Raw genomic sequence first — 13026 nt, 5'->3', positions numbered from 1 at the left:
GGGGTTTACGGTGAGTTTAAAGAATACGAGCGGAGCAACGATCATGGAATACGATGATAAACTGATTGAAGAAGCCGTGCTTGCCCTGTTGGCAACCTTCAGTTTTGATAACGGCAATGCTTGGAAAGGGTTCGACTTCGAGACCATGAGCCGATTGCATGAACATGGTTTCATCAGCAATCCGGTGAACAAGAACAAATCGATTTGGTTGACGGCAGAAGGGCTGGAGCGAGGTCGGCAGATAGCCGACCGGTTATTTGGGGTAAGAACTCAAGTGGAGCATGAATCCGACTTGGATACCTGACTTCATACCACGGCCATACGGTAGGTGGGGTTTATGGATCACATACGATTGGGGGATGTTTTAAACGCTCGGACTCGAGGCGCTTGAGCCAAAGGCAAAAGCCGTTGCGCTCCCAATACAAAATCTTCACGCGGTTGCGGGGCTTGTTGAGGAAAACAAAAAGCACCGGGTCGAACACAGCGACCTTGATATCCAGCTCGACCAGGGCGGCCAGTCCGTCGATGGATTTTCGGAGGTCCACGGGTTTGGGGTAGAGGTAGACTTTTTCGACTTTGGCGTCGGGACGCATCATGAGGGGTGAGCTCCAGAAAAAATATCGGGAGCACAGCATCCAGCATCAAATTGCGGCTTTGAATGTGGGGTTCATGGAGCGGTACAGAGATAGTGCATGAGAGTGCCCAAACAAATCAGCCAATGCCACAATTAAGCGAAGCAAAGTAAAATTATTTGAACGATCATGCAGTATATCTTGCAATCTCATAAACCCGATTCTTGCTCAAATTGTTTAATGGCAGAACCATAACAAATAACAGTCCCGCCATTATTTTTATAGCAGCACTGCATCGATTCTCCCGAAACACCCCTTCAAAAGGGGCGAAACAGGGTAGAACTCACTTAACAACTAGTTTTTTAGAAATTGCACAAGAAACATTTGATTTGTCACGATACATCTCAATCGAAATACCATACTCTCCTGGCGCCAGCGAAGCACCATTTGCCTTAAAATCATAGCCGGACATGAGGTAACCAGTCTTATTAGTCACCGACACAACGTCAGGACGGCTGAGTCTTTTAGAGGCACTAAACAAGGACGATTTCCCAGAAGAATCAATCAATTTAATTGCCATATCTACTGGCACAGTATTAGTCGTGCTGTCTGCAGCCCATCCACCAAAAGAGATAGTTCCTGGAGAAGACCGCACACTATCTGCTCGATCGCCATTAATGGCATCCAACCAACAGTCAGTGGAGACCACATGGCTCTTTGGACCTGCATCATCAGAGCATGCCACTAACGACAGAAGTGTCGCAACGATAAAAGACGTTGCTGCTTTTGTTCTAACACTCATTTCTCAACCTTTAAAATAACAATAGTTTGACTCTATCCATTCTTAAATAGCTGAATAGATTAAAACTGAAAATCGATATCCGCTCTAACATAAGCAGAGTCACGACCTTCCCCTTTACCATTTTTCTGGTAATGGCGCCATGGATCAACACCAAGCCGTAAAACATCCTTATTCAAGACAAGGTAATGAACAGGATCGAAAAAATCTACGGTAGGATTGAGGTTTTTAGCTGCGAAATTTCTAATTCTAAATAAGTCGCCACCCTCATCCATCCAAAGTTTGATCATCGGAAGAACCGAATCAAACAACAACTCATCTGACTTTACACCCTGTGCGGACGGCACCAGGGTTTGGTCATCTACTTCAGCAAAAAGTATAGGCTTTACATCTTTAATAACTTTAGATCCCGACGAAGAGCCCCCCGCTCCAAGGCTATTACAAATTTTCGCCTCAAACCCATTACGAAAATCCATATAAAAAGCAGCCAAATCCGCTGAAAGTGGCTCAGACGAACCTTCGCTATCGAGGCGAATAAACTCATCGCTAATTAATTCTGACAACCGCGCACAGCCAAATATACTATTCACTCGTTCTAGAATTTTTAATTCCTGCTGAGTCAAACTGCGGTTAACCCTGACATCCGGAACCTCATTAGTCAGTTCACGACTTTCACCCATAACCTTTAAAAACGTTCTTAATAAACCGGTACTGCTATAAGGCAAAACGAGTGTCTCGACTTCAAACCTATCTATTGACTGTAACTTCTGAAAAATCTCTTCTTTAAATTTCTCCAACCACTCAGTAGTAAACCCGCTAGACGCACCATGCCTCTTTACCATTTGCATATAATATGAGTAGACCCAAGAATCTATGGATCTAACCACGATAATTAACTTTATATTCTCTGCATATTTAAGCAGTAATTTTTTAAAATAATCGAATCTTTCAGGCGACGCCGAGAAAAAATCTTCACTGGAAATCAGCAAGTCCCCACCAATGGATTCGCAACCTTCCAGTAACTCTTCAAGCTCTTGTTCTAGCTGCTCAGGCATGAACGTTGGAAACAGTTCAGGGACCAACTGTGTGGCCACACTTACACCATTTCCAGAAAAAGCTTGGGTCTCTTTTTTTATTGGATAATGCACGACCTCAAGCCTATTGCTTTTGGACAACAACTCCAAAGCGTGCTGCAAGTATGACGACCCAGTTTTTGGTAGACCTGCGTGTATATAAACGGTATTAAACATACCCCCCCTCCCGAACTCAAAATACAGCCAAGCAACATTATGCAATTATAAGTAAAGGCTTACGCCTCACTTTTTATTTTAGAGTAGAACTCTGACAGCTCATAAATTATACCTTCAGAGTCCATGCTCTCCAATATAAGTCCGCGCTCATAAAGACTCACCCGCTCAGCGGGCGCCCCCAGATTAAAACAAGCCAGCGGAATATCAAGCTGCATGAGCTCCGACGTCACGTAGGAAAATGTCTCGGGCCAAACAGAAGGAAACAGTGCGATATTAATATTATTTTTCTCGAAAATCTCCGGAAGGTCCGAATGCTTATATGGGCCAGTGACATTCACCCCATCAATCGGCGTCACGGAGTCCACGATCCCCACCACGGTAATCATGATATCAAGGTTCTTCTTGCGAATAACCTTTGCCATATCAGTTACTACCTTCAAGCCTTTTTGATAGTTAATGCCACCCACCACACCAATATGCAGTCTCTTATTAAAATCAATTACTGGCTTGCTTGCAAATTGCATTTTTACTTCATGAGGAACTACAGAAATCTTATGATCAAAGCCGGAGTAAGCCTTCAATAAAATAGTTTTGGTATTCTCTGAAAAACAAATGATACCTGTGCAATAAGTGAATAACTCCTTCCAAAACAATCTCCAGGCTGCAACATCAATACCCTCATGAAGAAAGTCCGCATTATTATTTATAATACATTTTTTACATACTTCTAGATCCTCAGGCACACCACAATACACTCCACGATCATTAATCAGCGTATACGATGGGCATACTGGATAGAAGTCGTGCATGGCGACTTGTAGCGTTGCTTCCTTTTCTTTCAATACATCCAAAAACAATCGCAACGATTTTTCCGGTTCTTTATGAGAAACCGCTTCATTATAAAAGCCCTCACCGATATCCAACAATAAAAGTGCTGACTTTACTTCTTGCAAACCACCAAAAAAGACTCTTACATCAAACTCGCCAAATGTAAGACGCACAAACATTTCGCCAGTCGTGGCATCATCACAGAAGAAAATGACGGGAAGTCGATTGCTCAAATAGCTATCTTTAAGCTTTTCACTGTACTGGTTGGACCCACCACCAATATTGTGATCAACAATCAACAATGCCTTCGCACCACAAGACCTTGTCATAATGTTAAAAGCAACAATATCCCTTACCCATCTTGCCGGGTCCGCGGATATGTGCTGATGCACTAGAGAGTTATACTCCGGGTACCGGGATTGCAGAGTTGCCAAATTCTTTTCGACGAGCTTTTTCTTTTCAGCGGATGAGAACGATCCACCGTGCTTGTGATAGACAAATAAATTAGTCACCAGGACATGAGCATGACCAGCTGCAGCAGCTCGCATACACCAATCATTTTCCTCGGCATAACCGCGCCCATAAGCGACAGCATCAAACATACCGATGGACTTAACAACGTCACCATTAAACGCCATACAGAAACCAACACCTGTTGGTATTTTCACCAGAGGCGCTATGGGTGAAACTCTTTCAAATTCCCGATCGACCTCCCCAACCGGGAGCCCCATAAATATTGGATTATCTGCGCAAAACTCAGGAAAACTGCAAATTGTGCCAGCGTTCGTAAACGGTGTTGCACTTGCAATGCTCCTGTCGCTTAGCAACGGAGCCATCAGCCGCTCTAACCAGCCGTGTGGGACTTCTGTGTCCGTGTTCAGCAAAACGAAATCGCCAGAAGTATAAGAGACGGCCTTGTTGACAGTTTGGACAAAACCTAAATTCTCTTCGTTTTCCAGCAACAAAGCAGAATGAAATTTATCTTGATACTCTTCAATTAACGGCAGCACTCTATCATCTGGACTAGCATCATCCACCAAAATAATTCTATACGGCGAGTTAGTCCCTGACAATATACTTTCAAATAACGGCTTGAGAAACTCATAACCATTATAAACCGGAATAATAATATCAACCGGGGTGGTCAATTCCATTTGCAATGGCATTAGGTCTGACGCTTCATATGCGACGTTATCGCGTGCAGCGTATTTCTTTTCCCGATTCGCCACCACACGCATTCTTGCTCGCAGGCTGCGAAGCTCCAACCTACCCAGCAGCTTTATGCCTTTGACTACATATTCAGGCTTCGCTTTTCTGACCAACAATCCGAAGGCCCTGACTCGACCCGCGACCTTTCTATAGCCATTTTTCAAATTTAATGCACGTCTCACAAATCTAAACGGTTTTGTCAGCCACCATGAGTGACTGCTATACAGCCGCATCAATTCTGCATTTTTTTCCAGTATGTGTTTCTGCTTGGCGGATGAATCAGCTTCCATCAATTGCAGTTCAGAATCTTTATCCAGGTTGTCTCTACGAATATCTGCAAGACGGCTCTCAAGCACTGACAACTCAGCCTCCTTTTCCAAGGCCTCTTTACGGCTTTCAGCAAGGCTATCTTCCAGCGCTGACACTTGATCATTACAGACTTCAAGCGTCTGATAAAGACTTACGCTTAAAATATCCTTCTCAAGCAGAGCTTGAGACAACACCTCACACTCAGACTGAAAATGTTCGACAGACAAGTTGAGAACACGGGCTTCCTCATCGCTCGCGAACAACGCTTTTTGCAGGCCCGCCAATTGCTCATCGCGATCAACTAAGAATTGGTATGTATTACTAAACTGGCCTGTGCGCATTGCCAACGTTTGATGCAGAGCGGCGAGTTGTTTATCAAACTCTACCGTTTCATTAACCAAGCAATCAATCTGCTCATTACAGGCTAAAACGGTTTCTTTAAGTGCAACCACTTGTTTATCCAGGTCATGATTTTCTTGCTCCAGCCCCAAGAGCTGCTCATCTCGTGCGACAACGACATTGTGCAGAGAGGCCAATTGCCCATCACGATCTGACAAAACCTGCTGCAAGCCAATAACCTGTTCGTCTCGCTCAAAAATCCCGTCATTGAGAGCAGCTAACGTTGCCTGGTGGTCAGCGACAGCCTGAGTCAAATTCGCAAGTTGGCCATCCTTTTCCCGACCAGTGAAGGACATTTTTTCAATAAGATCTTCTTTCTTGCGCGCATACTCCAACAAGACTCTAGAATCGCGAAGTTGCTTATTAAGTGCATTCAAAGAGAGCGTGACCGAAATCTCGTCCAGAGCTACTTTATCTTTCGCCAGCGCTAATAATACGCCGTACAAGTCGACCACTGGGGCTGGCACTAAACGGTCTAGAGACAAATCCTTTTCAAGGAATTGGGTATGGCGAAGATTTTTCTCCAAAAACTCAACTTCAAACTCTACATAGTCCGCGCTAGCTACGTCCAAGGAACAACCCAAGCACTGCGAGATCCTGCTCATCTCCTTAGCCGGTTCATCCAAGAAGCAATCATAGTCAACTACAACGCGAGGGCAGTTTTCCGTCCAGATTAAACTGTTGAGCATGTGCTCTTGCCAAAGAAGATATCCCTTTTCAAGCGCAAATCCATCTCGAGCGCTCAAGGAGCGGGCAACGCTCATTGGATTCCGACAAGAAATGACGTAGCTCGTATGAGCATTGACATGTGAAAAGACTGATTGCCAGAATGGAAGTAACCTGGCCATTCGAGGATCTTTCATGCCAAAGCATAGGGTCGAACGTAACTTTTTTCGCAGCAAATCAATTGCTTTTAATTTAATGTCGCCGAGAGAGGGAGACTCTAGTTCTTCTGAAGAAATGGGTGATAGCGTATGCCAATCATGCCCTAGCATTCCGAGAAGCTCTATGTTCAGCGCATTAATATCAGCGTCTTCCCAAAAGCCTTTATCGTTCACGCCAGGCATCGGAGGCAATAAGTTCTCCCCCAGTTCGACACCCATAACTTTTAGCGCGCGTGTTATTGTGCTGGTGCCACTGCGATGCATCCCCAACACAACTACAATATGCTTTTGAGCTTCCATAAAACCTAAAGTCTGACTCATACTAAAACCTTGTCCTGGCCATACACTACAGTTGAGAAGCTTGATTCGCATCGGAAGTCTACAACTCCCGTCGCCAAACTTTTCTCATCAGGCAAAACACGAAACATACAGGCATCCAAGACTCGATGTAGATAGGTCTCTTCTGTACCCACTATCCCAACTACGCCGGCATTCAGAAAATAGATAGCAGGATTAAGCGCGCATGAAAAACTGAAAGCGACTTCGTACTCAGTTCCTGCCTCAACAAATGGAATGGCATCCTCCAAATTATGCGCAGATACGCTACCACCCAACTCAAAACCCTGCGTTGTCTTAATCAGCATACCAAAACGTACATTTGTTGCGGACTGATCAAAGCGTACGGTGTAGCAATATCGATATGTTTCGCCGCGCTTCAGACAATTGACCTGCCTGCCTGCAGCATTTCGAACCGTTGGTGTTTCGATCAAAGCGGCTACAGACTCATAGGTCAATGTGCTTTTAGGCTTTAAACTTGGATCAAAGAAAGCTGTAACTTCACTCGGTGTCTCTTTTTCCAAAACGGCCCCAACAGTGCTTTCTGGCGACAACTTCTCATCTAAAAGTCTGATTTCATCGCGAATACCAGCCCTCTTGTCATTAGGGGCATACAAAAGCCGTTGATACTTACCAATAATTTTCTTGGGAGACCCGGACGCCAGCGCCTCTCCGCTGTCAATCAATATGGCTCTGTCACATAGACCTACTACTGCCGCCCCAGAGTGCGAAACAAAAAGAATGGTTGTGCCTTTTTTCTTAATAGCTTCAATACGGGCAAAACACTTTCTCTGAAATAACTCATCACCGACCGAGAGCGCTTCGTCAATGATCAGCACTTCCGGGTCAGCGTTAATAGCTACCGCGAACGCCAGGCGCACTGTCATACCACTAGAGTAGGTTTTTACCGGCTGATCAATAAACTGGCCGATATCTGCAAATGCTTCAATCTCGGCATAACGCGCATCCACCTCATGCTTTTTAAGGCCGAGTACTGCGGCGTTCATATAAACGTTTTCTTTCCCCGTAAACTCAGGATTGAAACCCGACCCGAGTTCAAGTAATGCTGCAACTCTTCCTTTAACCTCAACACCACCCGAACTTGGGTTTAACGTTCCACAAATTAACTGTAGAAGCGTAGATTTGCCACTGCCATTACGACCAACGATACCAACAGTTTCGCCTTTCTTGACCTCGAAAGAAACACCCTTCAAAGCCCAGAATTCTCGATAAAATTTCTTCAAACCGCGTGCGAGCATTTGTAGCAGCCGGTCACTTGGCTTTTCATAAATTTGAAAGCATTTACTCAAGTTGCTGACGCGAATCACAATATCGCTGGCGGCGCTTGTATAGGTAGTCGGCATTGATACCTTCTCAGCAGCAGTAGCAGTTACTTTTTCTTCAGAGGACATCAGCAAACCCTTTACGTGACTTCTGAAACCAGGCGAAGCCAAGCCATGCAAAAACCAAAGAACCACCCAGATAGCTTAAAAGCAATAAATAATCCGGATCCTTGCCCCAAATCAATACATCCCTCGCCTGCTCAATGAGAGGTACAAGAGGATTTATCTTCAACAATTCTTGATATTCAACAGGCAGCGTCGACACTGAATAAAATATGCCTGATAGAAACATCAGCATGGTAATTGCCACACTCACAATCTGTGAAATATCACGCAAATAAACACCCAACGATGCAAACGCCCAGGAAAACCCCATTGACAGCATGAGTATTGGCAAAATAACGAACGGCAACAAAATCACACTCAAATGAGGCACGCCGAAAAAAATCCCGTAAAACACTAACCATACGACGAGACTAATCAATGCATGGAATAACGCTGCCCCCATTGAAACCCACGGCAAAACCTCTAATGGGAATACTACTTTCTTGACATAGTTAACATTAGACAAAATCAAGCCCGGAGCACGGCCGACGCATTCGGAAAATAGTCCAAACACCATAAGACCCGAAAACATCACCAGAGCAAATTCCGTTTTTGAATTACTACCTGTACTCCAGCGGGCATTGAACACAACACTGAACACAAAGGTGTAAACAGCAAGCATCAGCAATGGATTAAAAAAAGACCAGAATATGCCGAGAATGGAACCACGATAACGCCCCAGTATTTCTCGCTTGGTCAGCGCGGTGATCAGTGCACGGTTACGCCAAAAGCTGGCGATCATTTCCACTGGAGATGTCGAAAAATGTTGCATTAACTGAACACCTCGGCGTGCGAAAGCAAAGCAGCTTGTACATCTTTTGCTAATAGTACCGGTGGATCATTAATAGGCCAGTCAGTACCCAGAGTCGGGGCATTCCGGCGTATGCATCGCTCATGCGAAGGCGCGTAATCGCCATGCACGAAAACATGCCCCGCATCGCTCGCGAGGCTGTTGAGGTTGCCGGCATAGGTCAGCTTGTCTAGGTTGATCAGTGGCTCATTCGACTGTGCCAGCCAATCCAGCACAAAGTTCGCACCGATAAAACCTGCACCGCCGGTTACTAAAATGGTCATTGAATTAGATCTTTTTCAGTAAAGTTGCGAAGATCAGTCCCAGATTTCCAAACAAGGTCTGACGGTAAAGACCCGCCCGTTGGAAACCCAGGATCCTTAGAAAAAGTTTTTGCCCGCGAGCAGCTTTGAACTGGGCGAGTTTCGCTTGATGTTCCTGGCTCAAGCGATGGCGCATTGTTTCAAGCGCATGAATGTTCTGAGTATTCCACTCGTAAAAGCGCCCTTGAAACGCCATACGTAAACGCTTGAGTCGCGCGAACCAACTGGAGTTGGTACCGACCAGGTTTTCGGCGTGCTGACGGTATAGCACCGTGGGTACAGGATCATAATGGACAACCCCCCCAGCCCCGGAGACAAGCTGATAAGCCCACCAATCGTGAGAAGGGATAGTCAGCTTATCGCCCGCCTCTTGCAGGAGCGCACGTGCCGCCTGGTTAAACACCATGGTGTTACCACCACCAATATTTTGAACCAGTGCATTGGAGAAATTTGGGGCAAGCCTGAACTTGGGCGAATACCCAAAGGACACGCCTGACTCACTAATCAGCTCGGTGCGACCACAATAAAGTGCAGGGATGTGCGCAGGGATAGACTTCAACCAGGCTAATGCTTTCTGAAGCTTATCCTCCTTCCAGACATCGTCCTGATCGGCCCACGCATAAAACTCTGCTTTTATATCTGCGTGACAGGTCAACGAGAGGAAATTGGCAACGAAGCCGCGCCGAGGCCCCTCGACAATCTGAAGGCGACCCAGCTCCCACTGAGCGCTTGACATCTTCAGCAGGTCCAAAGTCCCGTCTTGCGAGCCATCGTCTGAGGCGTAGACCGTCCACGAGCGATGGACTTGCCGCTCAAATGAGGCCAATTGCTCAGCTAGAAATGATTCACCGTTGTAGGTACACATCAATATTGCGACTGTTGCAGTGCGGCCCCCGTTCCTGTCGATAACGACGGAACCAAGAGGAGTATCAGAGCCCAAAATACCCACGAAACCTCTTCCCTAATACTCGACTACATCCAAGAACGAAGACTGCTTTCCGTCGAAACTCAAGGTATCGAAGGCAGAATACAGAAGACACTGTAATCTTATTTAACATTATATACGGTCGCAGCGACTAATTAAAACCCAATTAGTTCCCAGAGCTACACCTTGACTTCTCAACCAAACTCATGAACTAGCACACGTAATAACAGGGCAACAGCGACAAAGACCGTGCCTTTTTGAAAAAGTCAACCGTGTTAACTCTGATTATTCTAAAAGCCAAAATTAAAAATTCTCTCGAGCCCCACCCTACCCACGCACAGCTCACAACAACACTTTCATACGCTGCACCTCACATCATCCAGCTGCATCGAAACGCCGAGATCCGAGCTTGGCAACAACAATTTCTCAGGCCCTGCACCGAGTGGTGAAAAATATTTTCAATAAATCCCCCCCATTGCCGACAACCTGACAAAGCCTTGCAAAGTCTTGCGGATTAAAAAACACCATGCGTAATAACCAGCCCAACACACAACGCGAACGGACCTTCCCGGCTCAGCAACGGTTGATTTCCACCACCGATGCCAAGGGCGTGATCACCTACTGCAACGACGCTTTCGTCGAGATCAGCGGGTTCTCTCGTGAAGAGCTGATCCGTGCGCCGCATAACCTGGTCCGTCACCCTGACGTCCCGGCCGCGGTATTTGCGCACATGTGGGGCACACTGAAACAAGGCTTGCCATGGATGGGCATTGTCAAGAATCGCTGTAAGACCGGTGATCACTACTGGGTTAACGCCTATGTCACGCCGGTTTTCGAAGGCAATCAGGTGGTCGGTTATGAATCGGTGCGGGTCAAACCCACCGCCGAGCAGATCCGCCGAGCCGAAGCGCTCTACCAACGCATCAACCAGGGCAAGTCGGCGATTCCTTCAACGGACAAATGGCTGCCGGTGCTGCAGGACTGGCTGCCGTTCATTCTGGTCAGCCAGCTGAGCTTCATGATCGGTGCCTCGCTCAACTCCCAATGGGGTTTTGCGCTGGCCGCCGGCCTGTCGGTGCCATTGGGTCTGTTGGGGTTGAGCTGGCAACAGCGCGGTCTCAAGCGTCTGCTGCACCTCGCGGGGCAAACGACCTCCGACCCGCTGATCGCGCAAATGTATACCGACAGCCGCGGTGCCCAGGCGCGCCTGGAGATGTCGATCCTCAGCCAGGAAGCCCGCCTGAAAACCTGCCTGACCCGCCTGCAGGACACCGCCGAGCATCTGAGCGACCAAGCGAAACAGTCCGACACCCTGGCTCACAGCAGCTCCACCGGCCTGGAACGTCAACGTGTCGAAACCGAACAAGTGGCCACCGCTGTCAATCAGATGGCCGCCACCACGCAGGAAGTCGCCAGCCACGTGCAGCGCACGGCCGACGCGACTCAGGAAGCCAATCGCCTGACCGGTCGCGGCCGCGACATCGCCGGGGAAACCCGCGAAGCGATCCAGCGCCTGTCGGTGGTGGTGGGTGAAACCGGACTGACCGTGACTCAACTGGCCAAGGACAGCGACGAAATCGGTGGCGTGGTCGATGTGATCAAAGGCATCGCCGACCAGACCAACCTGCTGGCTTTGAACGCCGCCATCGAAGCGGCCCGCGCCGGTGAAATGGGTCGTGGCTTTGCAGTGGTCGCCGACGAAGTTCGCCAACTGGCGCAACGCACCAGCGAATCCACCGGGCAGATCCACGCCCTGATCGCCAAGCTCCAGCAAACCGCCAGCACCGCGGTGCAAACCATGGAAGCTGGTCATCGCCAGGCTGAAGAAGGTGTGGCGCGGGTTCTGGAAGCGGACCAGGCACTGGTGGGGATCAGCGAAGCGGTGGCCAACATCACCGACATGACCACCCAGATCGCTGCGGCGACCGAAGAGCAAAGTGCAGTGGCCGAAGAAATCAGCCGCAATATCAGCAACATCTCACACCTGGCGGACCAGACCTCGGTACAGGCGCAACACTCGGCGTTGTTGAGTGAAGAGCTGACGAAGACGGCGAATACCCAGTATTCGTTGGTGGAGCGGTTTAACCGCTGATAGCGCCTCGCCTGATCTGATCGTTCCCACGCTCTGCGTGGGAATGCAGCCCGGGACGCTCCGCGTCCCAGAAGCAGACGCAGAGCGTCCGTTGAGGCATTCCCACGCGGAGCGTGGGAACGATCGCTTAGCGTAGGAAATCAGCAACCTTCTGCGCCGCAGCCGCCAAATGCTGCTCATGGGTAAACCCGGACGCCTTCAACGGCTTCAAATCATGATCCCCCGCCGCCAGCCAAAACACCTCGATACTCGGTGCCAACGTGTAAGCCTCGACGGCCTCGCGATTGCCCAATGCATCCCGCTCGCCCTGAACAATCAGCGTCGGTGTCTTGAGCGCGGCCAAATGCTCGACCCGCGGCTTCTCAGGTTTCCCCACCGCATAAAACGGATATCCGAGGCATACCAACGCATCGGCCTCTAGGTCATCTGCCAACAAACTCGCCATCCGCCCCCCCATGGATTTGCCACCAATGGCCAGACGCCCAGCGACATGGCGTCGCACCAGGGCATAGACCTCACGCCAGCTTTCCAGCAATTTGGCAGCCGGATTGGGTGGGCGTTTACCCCCATCAACACGCCGTTGCGCCATGTACGGAAACTCGAAGCGCAGCACATTGATCCCAGATGCAGCAAGGCGCTCAGCCATGTCGCTCATCCAGCCACTGTCCATTGGCGCACCGGCACCGTGAGCGAGAATCAGCGTCGCCGATGCCGGCGTCGTGGCGGCATTCCACAACCATCCATGCTCCCGCACACACCGCGCCCATTGATCCCCGTCAATACTGGCCTTGTGCTCTTTGTCCATGCTTGCCTCGCTTTTAGTCTGCCTATAACTCCAGGCGAAGGGAGCGTCTGCCGTACG

Annotated in this window: 10 protein-coding genes and 1 pseudogene; 2 read left to right on the top strand and 9 right to left on the bottom strand. The window is 48.5% G+C overall.

The genetic code is table 11. From position 1 onward, the window contains the following. Positions 1-43 precede the first annotated feature (43 nt). Positions 44-304: a DUF6429 family protein gene (locus IB252_RS04850; RefSeq protein ID WP_192407122.1), complete on the top strand. Its 261-nt coding sequence runs from the start codon at positions 44-46 to the stop codon at positions 302-304. A gap of 31 nt (positions 305-335) precedes the next feature. Here IB252_RS04850 and tnpB read toward each other — a convergent pair whose 3' ends face one another. From tnpB to IB252_RS04810, 8 genes and pseudogenes are all read right to left on the bottom strand, one after another. Further along, positions 336-596, bottom strand: coding sequence for an IS66 family insertion sequence element accessory protein TnpB (gene tnpB / locus IB252_RS04845; RefSeq protein WP_225607269.1), 261 nt, complete (start codon positions 594-596; stop codon positions 336-338). A gap of 319 nt (positions 597-915) precedes the next feature. After that, a complete protein-coding gene (locus IB252_RS04840) occupies positions 916-1374 on the bottom strand; it encodes a hypothetical protein (RefSeq protein WP_192407120.1) in 459 nt (152 codons plus the stop codon). 59 nt (positions 1375-1433) lie between these two features. Then, complete coding sequence (locus tag IB252_RS04835; RefSeq protein ID WP_192407118.1) at positions 1434-2621, bottom strand: hypothetical protein; 1188 nt, start codon at positions 2619-2621, stop codon at positions 1434-1436. A gap of 59 nt (positions 2622-2680) precedes the next feature. After that, entirely contained in the window at positions 2681-6571 is a 3891-nt protein-coding gene (locus tag IB252_RS04830; RefSeq protein ID WP_192407116.1) for a glycosyltransferase, read from the bottom strand. Further along, positions 6568-7950, bottom strand: a complete 1383-nt coding sequence (locus IB252_RS04825; protein WP_225607326.1) for an ABC transporter ATP-binding protein — start codon at positions 7948-7950, stop codon at positions 6568-6570. Before IB252_RS04825 ends, IB252_RS04830 begins: the two co-directional genes overlap by 4 nt. Positions 7951-7987: 37 nt before the next feature. Beyond that, complete coding sequence (locus IB252_RS04820) at positions 7988-8806, bottom strand: ABC transporter permease (protein WP_192407112.1); 819 nt, start codon at positions 8804-8806, stop codon at positions 7988-7990. Positions 8807-8931: 125 nt separating this feature from the next. Further along, a pseudogene (locus IB252_RS04815) lies at positions 8932-9108 on the bottom strand (NAD-dependent epimerase/dehydratase family protein); the annotation flags it as partial. A gap of 4 nt (positions 9109-9112) precedes the next feature. Beyond that, positions 9113-10096: a glycosyltransferase family 2 protein gene (locus tag IB252_RS04810; protein ID WP_412548155.1), complete on the bottom strand. Its 984-nt coding sequence runs from the start codon at positions 10094-10096 to the stop codon at positions 9113-9115. Between the two features lie 502 nt (positions 10097-10598). On the opposite strand from IB252_RS04810, the gene IB252_RS04805 reads away from it, so the two are divergent. Next, positions 10599-12164 carry a methyl-accepting chemotaxis protein gene (locus IB252_RS04805; RefSeq protein ID WP_192407110.1) on the top strand — a complete coding sequence of 522 codons (1566 nt, stop codon included), beginning with the start codon at positions 10599-10601 and terminating at the stop codon, positions 12162-12164. Between the two features lie 127 nt (positions 12165-12291). Here the strand turns inward: IB252_RS04805 and IB252_RS04800 are convergent, their stop codons facing one another. Beyond that, positions 12292-12969, bottom strand: a complete 678-nt coding sequence (locus IB252_RS04800; RefSeq protein WP_225607268.1) for an alpha/beta family hydrolase — start codon at positions 12967-12969, stop codon at positions 12292-12294. Positions 12970-13026 lie beyond the last annotated feature (57 nt).

Origin of the sequence: Pseudomonas sp. PDM10 (genome assembly GCF_014852295.1) — a bacterium.
Taxonomy (GTDB): Bacteria; Pseudomonadota; Gammaproteobacteria; order Pseudomonadales; family Pseudomonadaceae; genus Aquipseudomonas.
The sequence above is the reverse complement of the archived record's forward strand: the minus strand, read 5'-3'. Positions and strand labels throughout refer to the sequence as shown.

Coding starts and splice junctions, on each gene's coding strand:
- IB252_RS04805 (WP_192407110.1), top strand. CDS start 10,599: ATGCGTAATAACCAGCCCAACACACAACGCGAACGGACCTTCCCGGCT.
- IB252_RS04820 (WP_192407112.1), bottom strand. CDS start 8,806: ATGCAACATTTTTCGACATCTCCAGTGGAAATGATCGCCAGCTTTTGG.
- IB252_RS04840 (WP_192407120.1), bottom strand. CDS start 1,374: ATGAGTGTTAGAACAAAAGCAGCAACGTCTTTTATCGTTGCGACACTT.
- IB252_RS04825 (WP_225607326.1), bottom strand. CDS start 7,950: ATGCCGACTACCTATACAAGCGCCGCCAGCGATATTGTGATTCGCGTC.
- tnpB (WP_225607269.1), bottom strand. CDS start 596: ATGATGCGTCCCGACGCCAAAGTCGAAAAAGTCTACCTCTACCCCAAA.
- IB252_RS04800 (WP_225607268.1), bottom strand. CDS start 12,969: ATGGACAAAGAGCACAAGGCCAGTATTGACGGGGATCAATGGGCGCGG.
- IB252_RS04830 (WP_192407116.1), bottom strand. CDS start 6,571: ATGAGTCAGACTTTAGGTTTTATGGAAGCTCAAAAGCATATTGTAGTT.
- IB252_RS04835 (WP_192407118.1), bottom strand. CDS start 2,621: ATGTTTAATACCGTTTATATACACGCAGGTCTACCAAAAACTGGGTCG.
- IB252_RS04850 (WP_192407122.1), top strand. CDS start 44: ATGGAATACGATGATAAACTGATTGAAGAAGCCGTGCTTGCCCTGTTG.